This window comes from Rhodococcus sp. 06-462-5 (assembly GCF_002258315.1).
Lineage (GTDB): Bacteria > Actinomycetota > Actinomycetes > Mycobacteriales > Mycobacteriaceae > Rhodococcoides.
In genome coordinates this window covers 157,821-174,453 of the sequence record NZ_NOYD01000013.1, presented here as the reverse complement: position 1 = coordinate 174,453, position 16,633 = coordinate 157,821, and the positions used below count along the sequence as shown (strand labels likewise).

Annotated in this window: 15 protein-coding genes; 5 read left to right on the top strand and 10 right to left on the bottom strand. The window is 66.8% G+C overall.

The genetic code is table 11. From position 1 onward, the window contains the following. Window positions 1-3: 3 nt before the first annotated feature. Window positions 4-1,986: a Stk1 family PASTA domain-containing Ser/Thr kinase gene (gene pknB / locus CH251_RS08125; protein WP_094612687.1), complete on the bottom strand. Its 1,983-nt coding sequence runs from the start codon at window positions 1,984-1,986 to the stop codon at window positions 4-6. Between the two features lie 218 nt (window positions 1,987-2,204). Between pknB and CH251_RS08120 the strand changes: the two genes are divergently transcribed. Then, entirely contained in the window at window positions 2,205-2,576 is a 372-nt protein-coding gene (locus tag CH251_RS08120) for an Rv2175c family DNA-binding protein (protein WP_032394395.1), read from the top strand. Here the strand turns inward: CH251_RS08120 and CH251_RS08115 are convergent. The 4 genes from CH251_RS08115 to CH251_RS08100 form a co-directional block, all read right to left on the bottom strand. Beyond that, window positions 2,573-3,538, bottom strand: coding sequence for a phytoene/squalene synthase family protein (locus CH251_RS08115; RefSeq protein ID WP_094612928.1), 966 nt, complete (start codon window positions 3,536-3,538; stop codon window positions 2,573-2,575). The genes CH251_RS08120 and CH251_RS08115 overlap by 4 nt on opposite strands. 11 nt (window positions 3,539-3,549) lie before the next feature. Further along, window positions 3,550-5,190 (bottom strand): alpha-(1->6)-mannopyranosyltransferase A, encoded by a 1,641-nt coding sequence (locus tag CH251_RS08110; RefSeq protein WP_094612686.1) that lies wholly within the window; start codon window positions 5,188-5,190, stop codon window positions 3,550-3,552. 157 nt (window positions 5,191-5,347) lie between these two features. Then, window positions 5,348-6,931 carry a phytoene desaturase family protein gene (gene crtI / locus CH251_RS08105; protein ID WP_256978892.1) on the bottom strand — a complete coding sequence of 528 codons (1,584 nt, stop codon included), beginning with the start codon at window positions 6,929-6,931 and terminating at the stop codon, window positions 5,348-5,350. Between the two features lie 11 nt (window positions 6,932-6,942). Further along, window positions 6,943-8,001 carry a polyprenyl synthetase family protein gene (locus tag CH251_RS08100; RefSeq protein WP_094612685.1) on the bottom strand — a complete coding sequence of 353 codons (1,059 nt, stop codon included), beginning with the start codon at window positions 7,999-8,001 and terminating at the stop codon, window positions 6,943-6,945. Between the two features lie 246 nt (window positions 8,002-8,247). On the opposite strand from CH251_RS08100, the gene metF reads away from it, so the two are divergent. Continuing rightward, window positions 8,248-9,174: a methylenetetrahydrofolate reductase [NAD(P)H] gene (metF, locus tag CH251_RS08095; protein ID WP_218828282.1), complete on the top strand. Its 927-nt coding sequence runs from the start codon at window positions 8,248-8,250 to the stop codon at window positions 9,172-9,174. Window positions 9,175-9,180: 6 nt separating this feature from the next. Here the strand turns inward: metF and CH251_RS08090 are convergent, their stop codons facing one another. Genes CH251_RS08090 through CH251_RS08070 form a run of 5 tightly spaced genes read right to left on the bottom strand, consistent with a single transcriptional unit; the run spans window position 9,181 to window position 14,160 of the window. Continuing rightward, the gene (locus CH251_RS08090; protein ID WP_256978891.1) at window positions 9,181-10,350 is read right to left on the bottom strand and encodes a glycosyltransferase family 2 protein; all 1,170 of its coding nucleotides are present in this window, start codon (window positions 10,348-10,350) and stop codon (window positions 9,181-9,183) included. Next, on the bottom strand, window positions 10,347-11,102 hold the full coding sequence (locus tag CH251_RS08085; protein WP_179273333.1) for a DUF3153 domain-containing protein: 756 nt from the start codon (window positions 11,100-11,102) through the stop codon (window positions 10,347-10,349). Before CH251_RS08085 ends, CH251_RS08090 begins: the two co-directional genes overlap by 4 nt. Window positions 11,103-11,112: 10 nt before the next feature. Further along, complete coding sequence (locus CH251_RS08080; protein ID WP_094612682.1) at window positions 11,113-11,934, bottom strand: carotenoid biosynthesis protein; 822 nt, start codon at window positions 11,932-11,934, stop codon at window positions 11,113-11,115. Continuing rightward, window positions 11,931-13,538: an NAD(P)/FAD-dependent oxidoreductase gene (locus CH251_RS08075; RefSeq protein WP_094612681.1), complete on the bottom strand. Its 1,608-nt coding sequence runs from the start codon at window positions 13,536-13,538 to the stop codon at window positions 11,931-11,933. Before CH251_RS08075 ends, CH251_RS08080 begins: the two co-directional genes overlap by 4 nt. Window positions 13,539-13,542: 4 nt before the next feature. After that, on the bottom strand, window positions 13,543-14,160 hold the full coding sequence (locus CH251_RS08070) for an N-acetyltransferase (RefSeq protein WP_094612680.1): 618 nt from the start codon (window positions 14,158-14,160) through the stop codon (window positions 13,543-13,545). 196 nt (window positions 14,161-14,356) lie between these two features. Here CH251_RS08070 and CH251_RS08065 point away from each other — a divergent pair, with 196 nt between their 5' ends. From CH251_RS08065 to mraZ, 3 genes are all read left to right on the top strand, one after another. Beyond that, the gene (locus tag CH251_RS08065; RefSeq protein ID WP_052049323.1) at window positions 14,357-14,812 is read left to right on the top strand and encodes an SAV_6107 family HEPN domain-containing protein; all 456 of its coding nucleotides are present in this window, start codon (window positions 14,357-14,359) and stop codon (window positions 14,810-14,812) included. Between the two features lie 227 nt (window positions 14,813-15,039). Continuing rightward, on the top strand, window positions 15,040-15,477 hold the full coding sequence (locus tag CH251_RS08060; protein WP_094612679.1) for a DUF3040 domain-containing protein: 438 nt from the start codon (window positions 15,040-15,042) through the stop codon (window positions 15,475-15,477). 509 nt (window positions 15,478-15,986) lie between these two features. After that, window positions 15,987-16,418: a division/cell wall cluster transcriptional repressor MraZ gene (gene mraZ / locus CH251_RS08055; protein ID WP_027497352.1), complete on the top strand. Its 432-nt coding sequence runs from the start codon at window positions 15,987-15,989 to the stop codon at window positions 16,416-16,418. Window positions 16,419-16,633: the final 215 nt, after the last annotated feature.

Below are 16,633 nucleotides of genomic sequence, written 5' to 3'. Positions count from 1 at the left end.
GAATCAGGGCAGTGAGACGACCATGACCTCGGAGCCCGGTTCCACCCGAGAACCGGCTCCGGGGCTCTGGGTGATGACCAGAGACCCGTCGGTGTCCACCACCTGACGGACGTCGATCGTCAGGCCCAACGTCTCGAGGGTGGTCCGGGCCGAGCCGACCGACCGGCCGAGCAGCGACGGCACGGCGACGGCGTTGGACACCTCGAGCACCGCGGTGGACCCGGATCGCACCGTCTGCCCGGCTTCCGGCGTCGTCCCGATTGCCTTGCCGCCGTCGGTGTCCTCGTCGAAGGTCTCTCGAACCTCGCCGACGGTGATGCCGACCGACTCCAACGTCGTTCTGGCCTGGTCGACGCTCTGCCCACGTACGTCGGGTACCTCGACCGGCGGTGCGCCTTTGCTGCGTAGTACCGTCACCGAGCTCCCGGTGGTCAGGACGGTGCCGGGCGGTGGGTCGAGTGCTGCGACCCCGCCGATCGGTGCGGAGGTGCTGAAGGCTTCGCCGCCGTCCACCGGTGTGAAAGTCCGGTCTCGCAATTGTTGTTCCATGTCTGCGACGGATGCGTCCGTGTCGATGGACGGAACAGTGGGGCGCCCCAGTGATACCAGGAGAAACACCGTGTCGCCCTTGGCAATTCGCGATCCGCCGGTGGGATCGGTGCCGATGAGAAGATCTGTGTCCACCGAGTCGGAGTAGGTTCCGCGCACCGTGGCCTCGAGGCCGGCAGCTTCCACGGCGCTGGTGGCACCGGTGGTGTCGAGCCCGTCAACCATCGGGACGGCGGTGTAACGACCCGAGCCCATCCACCAACCGCCGAAACCGACCAACACAGCGAGCAGGGCGACGACGAGAAGCCAGATGACGATCGCCCGGCGCGAGCGTTGGCGATCGGCGTCGAAGTCGGGGAACTCGTACTGCCGTCGGCCGGTGGGTGGTGGCCCGGCGGGCGGCGCCTCGAACGGTTCCTGGCGGTCGCCGACGCCCCGGGACGTGGGCGAGGTGACCACTCGGGTGTGTTGCACCCCGTCTTGCGGTGGCGGTGATGGGGAGTCCTGGACCACCTGGGTGCGAGCGGACGGCGGACGGTTGCCTGCCACAGTCGTCGGGGCTCCCGCCGCGGCCGAGCTCAGATGCTCCGCCGAGCGCTTGGGCGCGGGCACTCGGTACTCGGGCAGCGCGAGCGCCGACGCGGCAGCGCGCAAGGCGCGGGCCATGTCGTCGGCGTTGCGGTACCGGTGTTCCGGGGCGCGGACGGTGGCGCGTTGGACCACTTCGTCGAACTGCGGGGGAACGCCTGCGATGAGGGTGGAGGGGAGCGGTACGTCGTTGTCGATGCGCTGGTAGGCGATGGACAGCGAGGTGTCGCCGGTGAACGGTGTGCGTCCGGTCAGCAGCTCGAACAACACGACACCGACCCCGTAGACGTCGCTGCTCGCGGATGCGGAGCCGGTGGTGACCTGCTCGGGAGACAGGTACGCGGCCGTGCCCAGAATCACACTGCTCGACGTGACGGTGGAGGCTGCGATGGCCCGGACGAGGCCGAAGTCGGCGATCTTCACGTCGCCGTCGTCGCTGATCAGGATGTTCTCGGGCTTGATGTCTCGGTGTACCAGACCGGCTCGGTGGGCGACTGCGAGTGCTTCGAGAACCGGCCGGATGACGGCCGCTGCAGCGTGCGGGGGCATCGGCCCACGCTCGCGCAGTAGTTCACGCAGAGTGCCGCCCTCGACGAGTTCCATGACGAGGAAGGCGTGTTCGCCGTCGCGCCCGTGGTCGTAGACGGCGACCAGGCCGGGGTGACTGAGCCTGGCCACGGCCCTCGCCTCGAACTCGAAGCGCTGCACGAACTGCGGGTCCTCGGCGAACTTCGGGTCCATGATCTTCACCGCTACGGGGCGGTCGAGTCTGGTGTCGAGTCCGCGGTAGACCGTCGACATACCGCCGCGCGCGATCGGTGCGTCTATTCGGTATCGACGATCGAGCATCGAACCCGGTATCACCGAACCTCCCCTCGTCGTCCACTCGTCCTCCGGCTCGGTCGCCGGACGCTGAAGACGATCGTATCGGTGCCGAGGATGCCGACCGACGATCGTGGCTTGTGTCTTCGGTCCTGTGGGGCCTGCTGCACAGGAGTGGAGCCTGCGGAACGACCCGGCTGTCACGCTTTTGAAGTCTGGACGCCGGACCCGATAACGTTACCTGCGTGAGTGCCATTCCCTATGCCGACGACGTGCTCGATCCGTCGGAGTCCGTGCTGCAGTTCGCCGATGTCGCGAAGATCCTCGACGTCCCCAAGACCCGCGTCGAACAGCTCGTCCGAGATCGCCAGTTGCTCGCCCTGAAGCGTTCACGCGTGCCCGTCGTACCGGAGCAGTTCCTCGATTCGAGCAAGGGCACCATCGTCAAGGGGCTCCCCGGTCTATTGGCCGTGCTGCACGACGGCGGCTACGAGGACGAGGAGATCCTGCGGTGGCTGTTCACCGAGGACGAGAGCCTGCCGGGTGCACCCGTCGCCGCTCTGCACGGTGACCTGATGCGCGAAGTGATCAGGCGCGCACAGGCGATGGCCTTCTAGCGAACCGTCGCGCGCTTGAAGCCGGTGACGGCGAACTGCGGCAGCGCTATGCGCGCTCGGGTCCACTGCGGCACCGTCGCGCGTTGGGAGAGCACGCGGTAGCCCTGCGACTCGACCTCTTCGAGTATGCGGCCGTACAGGATGGACGCCGTGCGCATCGACGGCCGCACTCGCGGATCCAGCATCTCGATGCCTGCATCGGACGTGCGGTAGATCGAGCGGGTGACGGCGATCAGGTGGGCGAGGGCGCGGGTGACCCTGGCGTCGACGCTGCCCGTGGTGCGGCACCACCGAAGAAGTTCCTCGTCGACGCCGAACGCCGCGAGCTCGTCGGTGGGCAGATAGATGCGGTCGCGATCGAGGTCCTCACCCATGTCTCGGATGAAGTTGGTGAGCTGGAACGCCTCGCCCAGGGCTGCGGCGGGGGGCTCGGCCTCGGACCGCTCGACGACGGTTCCCAGGATGGGCAGCATCTGCAGTCCGATGACCGCAGCGGAGCCGTACATGTACTCGCGCAACTGCTCCATCGTGCGGTAGCGCGAGACGAACATCGGACTCCCCGGAATGTCCATGCGCATCGAGTGCATGAACGCGAAGAAATAGTCGTGCGGAATGTCGTAGCGCGCCACGGTGTCGCACAACGCGCTCAATACCTGATCGGACACGCTGTCGGACAACGGTTTTCCCGCCAAGGCGTCGCGCACCCGGGATTCGATCACGTCGAGTTCGACGATGCGACGGGCGTTGAGCTCGTCCGATCCCACGGCGATGTCGGTGCCCTCCAGGTCGACGATGTCGTCGACCATTCGGGCGAACCCGTACAGCGCGTGCACGCCGGCGCGCTTGTCGGTGGGGAGCAGGCGAGTGGCGAGGAAGTACGTCTTGCCGTGCTGGGCGTTGAGTTCGCGACAGATACGGTACGCCCCGTGCAGCTCCGGATCGATTCCGTCCAGTTCTTTCATGACGCGGGCCTTCATGACGTGGATTCGTCTCCGGTCGGTTCCGTTGCTGGGGTCTTGGGCGCGTTCGGCACGGCACGGTGTTCCCTGGATCGGTCCGATCGTAAACGCAGCGGATCGACGCGCGTCAGAGCCAGAGCTGCGACGACGGCGGCGAAGACAGCCAGTGCGACGTGTCCGAACGTGTACAGGCCGATCGATCCGTCGGGTTGGAAGACGAGCATGAGCCACGTCGACAGACCCGTCAGGATCATCAGGGTCGTGCGCGAGAGTGCGAAGCCGGCGGCGATGGCCAGTGGCCACGAGTAGTACCAGGGCAGAGCTGCGGGGGAGAGGACCACGGTGGCGACCAGGGCGATCAGGATGCCCTTGACCGCATCGCGTTCGGATCGGCGGCCCAACCACCAGGCCACCGCCAGTACGACCACCAGTGCGATCGCGCACAGCAGACGGGTGACATCGAGAACGGGTCCGAGGCGGAGATCGAGGAACCATGACGTGCTGACGGTTACCAGGTGCGCCAGGATCGTGGGCAGCGAGAGCCAGTTGATGATCTTGGCCGATCCGGAAAGAGCGGTCAGCCAACCGATTCCGACTCCGGCGATCACCGATGCCACGGCGAACACGGCGACGAAGACAGCTGCTCCGATGCCCGCGGTCTTGACGAACGCCAGGCCCGGCGACATCGGAGTTCGACCCTCCGCCCGCGCCTTCTCCCGCAGATGGAGCATCCAGATCCACACCAGGAACGGCAGTGCCAGGCCTGCTGTGGCCTTGATCGCCACCGCGATCGCGACCAGCGCGATGCCGCCCACGTGTCGATGCTCGAGCGTCAGCACGATCCCCGCGGTCATCAGGCCCACCATGAGCAATTCGTTGTGCACTCCGCCGATCAGGTGGATCAGGACCAGAGGGTTGAGGACGGCGAGCCACACCGCGGTGGTCGCTCGGCCGCCGAGGTGCTTCGCCAGCCGCGGAACCGCCCACATCATCAGTGCCAGACCGGGCAGCATCGTCAGGCGCAGCAGCATGGTTCCGGCGATGACGTTGTCACCGGTAAGACTGGTGATTCCGCGACCGAGCAGCAGGAACAACGGGCCGTACGGCGCAGTGGTGGTGGTCCAGACATTACTGACGTTGTCGAGCAGGACTCCTGGATTGGCAACGGGTCCAACGGCATACGGGTCGAATCCGTCGCGGAGCAGTGCGCCCTGCGCCAGGTACGAGTACGCGTCGCGGCTGAACATCGGCACCGACAGCAGCAGCGGTGCGGTCCATGCCGGGACGATCCAGCGCAGTTCACCCACCGTGGTGCGGCCGTGCAGGGTCGCGCGCCCGAGCCGAACCCAGGCGGTGATCATCAGCAGTACGCCGACCCAGACGATGATGGTCGACAGTACGAATCCGTGGCCGAATCGCAGCCACGACAGGTGCATCTCCTCGAGCAACGGATCGCGTCGGCGCACACTGCCCGCGCCGAACCCGCCGAACACGATGCAGACGGCACCGACCACGCCGAGTATCGCGGCCTTGCCCTCGGGGCTGCGCAGAAAGTTGCCCGTTGCGGTCAGTCTGGACGGTCGTCGCGAAGCCGAGGGCGGGGGGCCGTCCGACGATCGATCCTCGGAGGTGGAGTGCGACGAGATCGAAGACATTGCCGCCTGCTCCTCCTCTGCAACGAGTTGTGGGTCGAGATCTGCACGCCGGCCGATGTTTCGCGCCGATCACCGAACGATCATGGTCGCAGCAATGAGCGCGACCGGCAAACGATCGCGCTCAGCTTAGTTGGTCGACGCAGCGAATCGAACGAACCTACCGTCCCGTGCGCCCCGTCACCCGCTCCGCGGCGAGCTTTCCCGACACGAGAACCGTGGGAACCCCCACTCCGGGCGTCGTACCCGAGCCGGCGAGAACCACGTTCTCGAGCCCGGCGACCATGTTCTTGCGTCGGAACGGCCCGGTCTGCCGAAACACGTGCGCGGACGAGAACGGAGAACCCTCGATCATGCCCTTCTGCGCCCAGGTCTCGGGTGTGTCGATGTGGTCGAGCGTGAATCCGTCGAGCAGGCCCTTGTAGCCGCGAGCTTCGAGAGTCGTCAGGATCTCACGGAGGTACGGCTGCGCCAGCTCGCCCCACGGCAGCGGAGCGCTGTCGAGGTTGGGGCACGGCGCGAGGATGGACACCGGCTCGCTGCGGACTCCGCCGCGCACCACTTCGAGATCGGCATCGCTCACCGACGGTCGGGTGATGAGCAGGGACGGATCGGCCATCAAGGACCCCTTGCCCGCCTTTGCGGTGATGCGGCGGAAGGTCTCGGCCCATTCGTCGCCGAAGTCGATGGTGTGATGTGCGCGGGCGGGCCACGTCGCCGTCAGCTCGACAGGAACGGTTCCGTGCGCGACGACCGCCGACGGCGAGACCACGCCGTATCCGTTCCGGCGGCCCTTCTTCGACACCGACGCCCGGTCGAGGAGTCGATCGACGACGGGTAGGTCTGCGGTGAGAACGAGTGCGTCGCAGGCGATTCGACTGCCGGCGGCGGTGACCACGGAGTCGGCACGACCTCGGTCGACGGTGATGTCGACGATCTCGGTGCCGAGTTCGAGCGTGCCGCCCGCGGTGACGAAAGCGTCGGCCATGGCCCTGGCGATGGCCGCCATGCCGCCTTCGGGGAAGAACACCCCGAGGGAGGTGTCCATGTGCGCGATGGCTCCGTAGACCGCGAGGGCCTTCTGGGGTGCCATGCCTGCGTAGAGCGCCTGGAACGTGAACACGCGGCGCAGGCGGGTGTCCTTCAGGAACTTGTCGACGCGTGGCCCGAGGCGGCCGAAGCCGCCCAGTTTCGTCAGCGTCGCGGTGTCGGAGATCGCCGCTTTCGATCCCACGAGATCGAGCGGTGAATCGAAGTTCGAGTCGATGAATCGATCGAACTCGGCATCGAAGATGTCGGCGAGCCAGCGCCGCAGTTCGCGGTATCCCTGTGCCTCGGCCGGCCCGCAGGTGCGTTCGACCTCGGCCGCCATGGCCTCGGGGTCGGAGTAGACGTCGATGGACGTGCCGTCGGCGTAGCGCGTGTGATAAGACGGCGAGAGCGTGGTCAGCCGAATCGGCGGCGTGGTCGACTCGAAGTCGGCACCCACGGCGGCGAGCGCCTCGAGCACCAGGTTCGGCATCGTCAGCACGCTCGCGCCGTTGTCGATGTCGTACAGGTGAGATCCGTCGGCGTCCGATACCGGGTACACCCCGACGCGCCCGCCGACCGTCTCGTCGCGCTCGACGACGGTGACTTTCCTGCCTGCTCCCAGCAGATGCAGACCGGCGGCCAGGCCTGCCAATCCGGCTCCCACGACGACGACGGTGTCGGTGGGGCCGGAGACCGTGCGGATCGAAGACATGACGCTCTCTTTCAGTACTGCCGTTGGATGGCGGCGGTTGCCATGGCGCGCAGGTGCGCGGCAGCGACCGGTTCGATCGAACTGTTGTCGAGGGCTGCGACGGCCCGGGTCCCGAGCTCGTCGATCTGCTTCTCGACCGCGTCCACCGCGCCGAGTTCGACGAGGATGGAACGGATGTCGGCCACTTCGTTCGCGTCGAGTTCGGTTCCGAGGCTGGCCCTGATCGTGGCTGCACGATCCGGCCGGGTCTCGTCTGCTTTCTGCAGTGCCAGCGCGATCAGTACGGTGCGCTTGCCCTCGGTGATGTCGTCGCCCGACGGTTTGCCGGTCACGTCGGGATCGCCGAACACCCCGAGGAGGTCGTCGCGCAGTTGGAACGCGATTCCGATGTCCGCACCGAAGTTGCGGTAGGCCGAGATCAGGTTCTCGTCGGCATCGGCGAGGGCTGCGCCGAGATGCAGTGGTCGCTCGACGGTGTAGGCCGCGGTCTTGTAGCGGTTGACGCGCATCGCGGCCTCGACGCTCTCGTCGGTGCCTGCCTCGGCTTCGATGTCGAGCAACTGGCCGCCGAGAACCTCCGTGCGCATCGCCGACCACACCGGCTGCGCTCGCCGCGCGGCGTCGGCGTCGATGCCCGACTCGCGCAGGAGATCGTCGGCCCAGCACAGAGCGAGATCGCCGACGAGGATCGCTGCCGATTCACCGAAGTGGTCCGCGCTGCCGGACCAGCCCGCGTCCCGGTGCCGTTGGGCGAAGCCGACGTGCACGGTCGGGAAGCCGCGTCGTGTGTTGGACGAGTCGATGATGTCGTCGTGGATCAGGGCGCAGGCCTGGATCAGTTCGAGTGCCGAGCACGCTCGCAGCACTGCGTCCGCGCGGGCACCGGTCGATTCACCGCCTGCACCGAGCCACGCGGTCCAGGCGAACGCAGGGCGCATGCGCTTGCCGCCACGAAGCACGAACGCCTCGAGATCGGCAACCGCAGCGGGGTAGCCGCCGCCGACGGTGTCGACGACATCTCGGCGTGAGGTGAAGAACTCGGCGAGCGTCGCGTCGACCGCCGTACGCATCGCCTTCGGGTCGTGCGCGGCGGCGGGGGTGTCGACTACGGGCGAAGAAAAGTCTCCGGACAGGACGATCCTCCAAGGTTGCTGTGGATTGCGTGATCTGATTCCCACAGTAATGGCCGTGGAAACCCTGGACCGACGCGCAGCGAACATCTTTCGTCAGGGAGGCCCGACGGGCTTCGGTGGGGCGCAACCTATGATCTTCGGGTGAGCGAAGATTCCGTCAGGGGGCGGTCGAGTCGAGGATTCGTGACGAGAACGCCGTCCATCGTCGACCGACTACGGACAGAACCCGAGGCCAGGATCCCGTTCTCGGTGGAGTTCTCGCCTCCACGAGACGCGGCCGCCGAAGCCAGGCTGTGGCGGGCGGTTCGCGAGTTCGAGCAACTCCAGCCCGCGTTCGTGTCGATGACCTACGGCGCAGGCGGCTCCACCCGGGATCGGACGGTGCGCGTCACCGGGCAGATCGCAGAGGAGACCACCCTTCTTCCTGTGGCGCATCTCACTGCCGTCTCGCACAGTGTGGACGAGCTGCGATCCATGGTCGGGTCGTACGCGGACCGCGGTATCACCAACATTCTCGTACTGCGTGGAGATCCCCCCGGAGATCCGCTCGGCGACTGGGAGAAGCACCCGGACGGCGTCGAGTACGCGGAGGAGCTCGTCCGGCTGGTGCGCGATCTCGGCGACTTCCACGTCGGCGTGGCGTCGTTCCCCGAAGGACACCACCGCGCCGGCGACCTCGAGCAGGACACCCGATGCCTGGTCGGCAAGTTGCGGGCAGGGGCGGAGTACTCGATCACCCAGATGTTCTTCGATGTGGACGACTACCTGCGCCTACGAGATCGCGTGTCTGCGTTCGATGCCGAGCAGGGTGCCAAGCCGATCATTCCCGAGATCATGCCCATCACGTCGCTTCGGTCGGTTCGCCGGATGCTCGAGCTCTCGGGCACGACGCTCCCGTCGCACCTGGACAAGAAATTCACGCGCGCAGCGGGTTCCGGTCCCGAGGAGGACCGCGCCGCCGTCCGGGAGGTGGGCATCGAACTCGCGACGAACATCGGCGAGCGCTTGATTTCCGAGGGCGCGCCCGGACTGCACTTCATCACTCTGAACTTCGCGCGCGCAACGCGTGAGGTGCTCAGCAACCTGGGGCTTGCGGCCGCGCGAGTGTGAAACGGCTCAGGTGTGCGGGGCGGGCATCGGGCGCGACTTCCACGACAGCGCGCCGCGACGCCTGCGCACGTGGGATTCCGCGACGAGTCCGACGAAGGCGAGAATCGACACCGGGTGCAGTGCGGCATCGACGGCGTCGCCCACCCCGAACCGCGATCCCATCTCGCGCCGCCGTGCGGCCAGCCGCGACCCTGCCCCCGCGAGGTAGCCGGCCACGCCGAGGCGACGCGAAGAACCCGAGCCGGTGAGCGCGGTGATCGCGGGCAGCACGTACACGGCGGTCAGTGCCAGGGCCGCCGCAGTCGAACCGGTGGGTCCACCGAACTCGTTCCACAGCCACCTGCTGTAGCCCGACCGCAACTCCGCTGCCGATCGGTACATCCGGCATCGCACGAACCCCGCACCCGACGCCACCGCCGTCGAGAATCCCCGTCGACGCAGGGCGCGTGCCAGATCCAGGTCCTCGGTTGCGCTCGCCGCGACGCAGCCGTGTCCCCCGATGGCGCGATAGGCGGAGGCGTCGAAAGCCATGAACTGCCCGCAGGCGACCGCCATCGACGGTGCGAGCGTCGCGTTGCCCAGAGGTACGGGAAGCGTGGACATCCACGACCACGCGAGCAGGGGCTGGACGAGTCGCTCGACGGTGCTCTCGGCCAGTTGTTCCGGCCACGGACACAGCAGGGAGGCACCGCGCCGTCGCAGCATCCGGGCCGCTGCCGCCACGGCCTCCGGTTCCAGGCGCACATCGGCATCGACGAACACGATCAACGACGCCATCGGGTCGTCCTCGTCGGCCAGTCTCGCGAGCTCGGCGCACGCGGCGGCCTTGCCGGTCCAGCCGGCCGGGGGAGCGACACCGGAGGTCACGACGCGAATCCTCGGATCACCGCAGGCAGCCGCGCGGGCAGCGGACGCCGTTCCGTCGGTCGAGTCGTCGTCGAGGACGATGACTCGCAGATCCGTGCACGATCGTTGCCGCGTGAGATCGCCGATCAGCGCAGGCAGCGTCGCGACCTCGTTGCGGGCGGGAATGCAGACGACAACGCGCTCGGTGACGTCCTGCTCCGGGGAGCGCAGGCTCGGCATGAACCGAGAGTTGAACACCGACACCGCGGCCGACGCCGTCGCGAGGACGCTTGCGGTTGCCGTCGTTCGCTCGAGCAGGCGGTCTCTCACACAGACGTTCTGTCGGTCGAGTTCCCGGACTCGGTTCCGCGCGACCCGCGGCCCCGCAGCGGTGGGTTGCGCGATACCCAGGCCATGGCCCCGACGATGGCGGCGACGCCGACGGTCACGCCGCCCACGATGCCGGCCCAGCCTGCGAAGCTTCGGGTGTTGGGATCGGGATAGTTGACCTCGGCGCGCACCGAGGTGACCTCGCCTGCAGGCAACTTCCACGAGATCGAGTTGTCGCTCTCGCGGGTGCCGTTGGTGGTGCCGATGCGGGCCGGGAACGCGATGGTGAACTGGACGTCCGAGCCCTGGACCGGAACGGAGGACAGATCGGCGTTGCCTGCCAGAGTGACGGTGTCACCCGAGCGCTGCAGTGTCAGCTGGAACGATCCGGCCGCATTCTGGAAGATCGAGCCGAGGGTCTGCACGTCGCCGAACGAGAGATCGTCGAAGATGGCCTGCGACCCGACGTATCCGTCCTGGTCGTACGGCTCGACGCGAACCTTGTCCTCGATCGAGGAGGGAACCACCAGTTCCGGGCCGGTGTCGGAGTCCGATGTCGGCACACTGGCCGCCACGATCTGACCTGCGACACGGTCGTTCGCAGACACGCCCATCGTGACCTGCACGCGCAGGCAACCGGCCAGCATGGGCGCGACCAGCAGCGCCAGTGCGACCACCGAGAGAACACGGCGGCGGTGGGTTCGATGAGGTGTTCGCGATGTCGACTGCACAGCGACATCGTGCCAGGGCATCGAGGTGATGTCAGTCGGCAGGGGTTGTCAGCGAGGCGTGTCGGGTGTTCCTGGACAGACGGGCATTCCACAACAGCGGTATGCCGACGACGCCCATGACGACGAACCCGTACACCGCCGAGTAGCGGAGCTCCGGACCGTCGAGGAACACCGCGTGTGCGAGCGCCGACCCGAGCCACGTCCACAGGAACAACCCGATGGGCACTGCGTCGTCGGACGGCCGTGGGCGACCTACGGCGCGGTCGAGCAATTCCATCACCGCAGCCATCAGCGTGGCCACCAACAGCCAGCCGAGATAGTTGGTCAGCGGAATCGACGGCACTCCCGGCAGCCCGACGGAACCGGCGGTCCAGGTCCACTGTCCGTCGGTGACCATCTGTGGATCGAGGTAGAGGTCCCAGCCGACCATCCCCACTGCCACCGCCGCGATTCGGAGTGCGGTGGCGCGCGCCTGCGTCGCGTCGAGACGGCCGACGACGAAGGTCACCGCGCACCAGATCGGGTAGAACCCGGCCGTCCAGGCCAGGGGAACCACGACAGGTACCTCGAACAGGCTCGGACCCAAGCGATCCTGCGCGTAGAAGTATTCGCCGAACGGGATTCCGGTGGCCGTGCCGACGAGTTCGGATGCGAATCCGGTTCCCGCGGTCACGACGACGAGGATGGTGGCCCACACGACGCCGCGGTTCAGCGCCGCGTGCAGAATCGACGCGAGCGCGAGCAGGGCCACCACCGCCACCGTCACTGTGTCCCTGGTCGATCCCGACACCAGTGGGTAGACGATCTGGCAGCCGACGGCAGCGGCCGCCACGACGATCGGAACGACCTTCATTCCCGTTTCCTTCCGAAGAACGTGCGACGGCGGGCTGCGCGGGCGTCGGCGATCGCGATTCGCGCGGCCGACCGACCACTGGCCGCGGTGACCCCTCCGCCGGGGTGGGTCGATGCGCCGGTGAGATAGAGCCCGTCGGCACCGGGGACCCGATGCCCGGCCAGTTGAGGATGCGGTCGCCACATCATCATCTGGTCCAACGACATGTCCAGGTGCATGATGTTGCCTCCGACCAGACCGAGCTCACGTTCGATGTCCGGCGGCGATTGAACGAACCGATCCAACACGGATTCGGCGAAACCGGGCGCGTACCGGTCCAGTTCGGCCACGATCCGATCCGCCTCGAACTCGGCCAACGAGCGCTCGCCCGGGACGCCCGATCGCCACTGTCTGCCGTCGGCGAGGGTGTGGGGATGCCACTGCGACCACAGTGAGATCTGGTGCTGTCCCGGCGGCGCGATGGTGGGATCGAGTGCGCTGAAGGACATTCCCAGTACGGCCGGGGTGGGCGGCAGGTCGCCGGCCAGCGCGTGCCCGTGCGCCAACCGCAACTGGCTGCGGTCGCGTACCAGCAGCGCCAGACCGTGGGTGCCGTCCTCGATTCGGTCGGCGCTCGGGTACGTCGGTAGGGCGTCGGTGGCCAGTCTGACCGCAGTACCGATCCCGGGCCCTACCCGAATCGTGCTGCGCCACCGCGCGATCTGCGCCGAGTCGTGTCCGCCGACCTCGAGAAGGCCGAGGGTGGTCACGATGTGGCAACCGGCCACGACGATGCGGCTGTCGATCTCCCGTCCCGACGCGGTCCTGGTGGTCCAGCCGTTCGGGCGGCGTACGAGCGAGGTCACGGCGTCGCCGAGCGTCAGTTCGGCACCGTCGCGCTGCAGCCGCGCGATCATCGCCTCGGTCAGTGCGCCGCTTCCGCCGACGGCGCGGCCCGGCGGAAGGGTGTGCATGAGGGCAGCGAAGCCGACCATCGGTGCGGTACCAGGCTCGGACATCGGCGGACCCGACTGTGCGCCGAACCAGGCGAGCGCGGCCTTGAGCCGTTCGCTCGAGAACATCTCGTCCAGCAGGGAATCGCCGGTGGCGAGGAATTCCCGCGAGAGCATGCTGCCGCCGTCGGGCGCACCGAGGCCCCAGAAGGATCGGAGCAGTTTCGGACCGGTGGGTGGCCCACCGAATGCACGCATGGTGCGTTCGCTGCGGGGACCCCAGACGGATACGAAGCTGCGGTAGGCACGCGCGTCGGCCGCGCCGCAGGCGGCGGCGATGGAGTCGCAGGTTCGGTCCAGGTTGCGGTGGAAGACGATGCCGCGTTCGTCGGTGCCGACGGCTCCCGGCGCGAACGCCCAGGGGTCGCAGTCGATGTAGCGCAGTCCGAACTCGGCGAGTCCGAGCTCCTCGACGATGCCGGTGTGCCGAATCATGATGTGCGCCGACGAACCACGGTCGACCCGGTGGCCGGGAAAGCGTTCCACCGTCGAGACCGCGCCACCGGCGACGGAGTCGCGCTCGAGAACCTCGACCGACATGCCGGCATCGGTCAGGTAACAGGCGGAGGTCAGGGCATTGTGGCCGGAGCCCACCACCACAGCATCGATCACATCTTCAGGCTACTGGCCCGTCGAGAGGCAACCGGCGGCCCAGGACTGCGAAGGGGCGTCGGTCGCCGGCGAAGGTGAAGTCGCGTAGTACGTCCGCGAAGCCGAGCCGCCGGTACAGCCGCCAGGCTCGGTTGTCCTCTTCGGCTACTTCCGGTGTGGACAACATCACCCTGTCGGCGGAGACGCCGTCCAACAGTCGGCTGCACAGTCGCCCGCCGAGGCCGTGCCCCTGAGCACTCGGGAGGACGTGCAACTCGGTGAGCTCGAAGTAGTTCTCGAGCGTGGCTTCGACGCTCTGCGGGGAGTGCCCCGTGCGCCGCAATCCGTCACGTACCTGTTGATGCCACCACTGGTGCGCGGCACCGTGATAGCCGTATGCGACGGCCACCAGCGAATCGGCCTGTGTCGGATCGGTGTCGGGGAGCAGTGCACCGACCGCTCGCCAGCCCGGCCGGTGCAGGTGTTCGCTCCACATCGGGGCTCGGCTCTGTTCGGTTCCGCGCGGATAGCCCATGGCCTCCACGTAGATGGACAGTGCCTCGAACAGCCGCTGGCGGAATTCCGGGGGCGTCAGATCGACCAGGTACGGCGTTGTCCGCGCATCGGTGACGACTGTTCTCAACCTTTCTTCGGCAACTTGTCGGTGGGCACGGCTATATTGAATGTGTCGAACGGGTGTTCGACAATCGGGGCCGAGTGCGCCGGTGGCTTCGGCTCGGATCTTCGAGTCGGATTCTCCGGAGTTCGACTGTAAGGCTTCGCCACGGTTCCGGCCGCGCCAGGTGCGCGCCGGAGATTCGAACTGGAGGTGTTCGAGTATGACGATCACGAAGGCATTCGATGCCGGAGTGCGGTCGCCGGTGTCGCGTCAGGCTCAGATTCTGCTGGGCCGAGCCGATGCTCTGCTGTCCGAGTCCATCGGGGAGAGCGATGCCGGAGATCGATTTCTCGGCAGCTACGCCGCCGCACTGAAAGGCGCGGCAGCTGTGCTGGCGTCGTTGCCGAATTCGATCGGAGCGCGTCCTCGTTCGCGCAGTGCGTGGGTGTTGATGGCAAAGGCGGCACCGGATCTCGCCGTCTGGGCCGACTATTTCGCGTCCTTCTCCGCCACCAGGGCTGCGGTCGAGGCCGGCGCGTCGAGCACGATCGCAGATCTCGATGCCGACGATTTCCATCGCCACGTCGGTCGTTTTCTGAACTCGGTCGAGGATCGACTCGGCGGGCAGGCTCGATTCGCGTCCGTCGACCCCATGACGGCACCCTTGTCGGCGTAGCGCACCGAGCTGGACGTCAGGTGACAATCGCCACGTCATACGGTGTTCGCCCAAGGTTTTCGGGACGTGCGTCTCGAAAACTTCGGTGTTTCTCAGGAACACATCGACCGAGTAGGTGGTAAGCGGCCGATTCAGCTCGTATCATCGACAGCAGGTAGCCGCCAAGGTCAGCTTCCCGTCGTTTCGGAACCGAAATGACCTTCAATATCTGTGCAGGGGGAGGTACCGTGCCACTCTCCGAGCACGAGCAGCGCATGCTCGACCAAATCGAGAGCGCTCTCTACGCCGAGGATCCCAAATTCGCGTCTCATGTGAGGGGCGGTCGCGTACGCGCGGCGTCGAGCAGGAGGCGCTTTCAGGCTGCCGCGCTGTTCGTAGTGGGACTCGTGTTGCTCGTCGCCGGTGTTGCATTGTCGACGAACAGTCTGGGTTTTCTCGTCGTCAGTCTCATCGGCTTTTTGTTCATGTTCGGTGCCGGGGCACTGTTCCTGTTCGGCGGTTCCAACAAGGGAGCCGCGGCGTCGCAGGACGAAGGCAGTACAGCCAATGATGCTGCCGAAACGTCCGGGCGTAGTACCGGGCAGAAATCGAAGGGTGGTCGCAAAGGCGGCAGCTTCACCTCTCGTATGGAAGATCGGTTCCGTAAGAGGTTCGAGCAGGACTGAGGTTCCGCGAACCGACCCGTACCGGCTCGTCTCCACAACTTCACGCGTCAACGTAGAACAGCATCTCACCTTCGGGTGAGGTGCTGTTGTCGTTTCTGCCCTCGAACAGTCGCCGCCCGATCGACTGCAGCCCTCCGCTCCGCGTAGAGGGCCGGCTCGACTGTTCCGCGCACGGGAGTTCCGGGGTGCCTCCCCGACGTCCCCCACTTTCACCCACGTTCCCCACTTTTCCCCACACAAGCCCCACTGGAGGGTCGAGATCGACCGTCGCCCACCACTGCCGGTGTCGAGCCGCTGGTCAGGCCCCTTCGTTGCCGGACCGGTGGGCCATACTCTCCGAATCCACGCCTCGGCGTGGCCCGCGGCCTCGCTGAAGGCGGAGTCGATCTTCTGCCTCTTGACCTGCACAGACAGTGACTTCTCCAAAGTTTTCCGGCCGTGAATGGTTCGAAGTGGGGGAGAGTGGGGTAAAGTGGTCCGCAGCGGAGAGTCGAGGCTGGAGGTGGCGAGTGTTTCTCGGTACCTACACGCCGAAGCTCGACGACAAGGGTCGACTCACGTTGCCGGCCAAGTTTCGGGACGCGCTTGCAGGAGGGGTCATGGTGAGCAAGGGGCAGGATTTCAGCCTCGCTGTCTACACCGCGGCCGACTTCGCGGAGCGCTCTCGGAAGCTGACGGCGGCTTCTCGTGCCAACCCCAAAGCCCGTGCCTACGTTCGCCAGTTCTTTTCGGGAACCGACGAACAGCGGCCGGACGGACAGGGTCGCATCACCATCAGTCCCGAGCATCGCCGCTATGCGGGGCTCGAACGAAACTGCGTGGTGATCGGTTCGATGGACTTCATCGAGATCTGGAACGACGAAGCGTGGGCGCGCTACTCCGCTGAGAACGAGCAGGATTTCTCCGACGCTTTCGACGAATCCCTCGGAGGGATCTTGTAGCCCGACCAGGTCGCCTGCGAGTGCAGCGAGGCCTCTGCCCGATCAGAACCCTGACGTTCTTCCCCAACGCCAGGTTTCGCAGATCAGGACCCTGACGTTCTTCCCCAACGCCAGGTTCCCTATCGGACAGGGACCTCGATGCATTCGCATCGGCTTCGGTGGGCGACCCGCACGGCCCGGACCCGGGCGAGAAGTACGTACGCGCGACCGGGAGG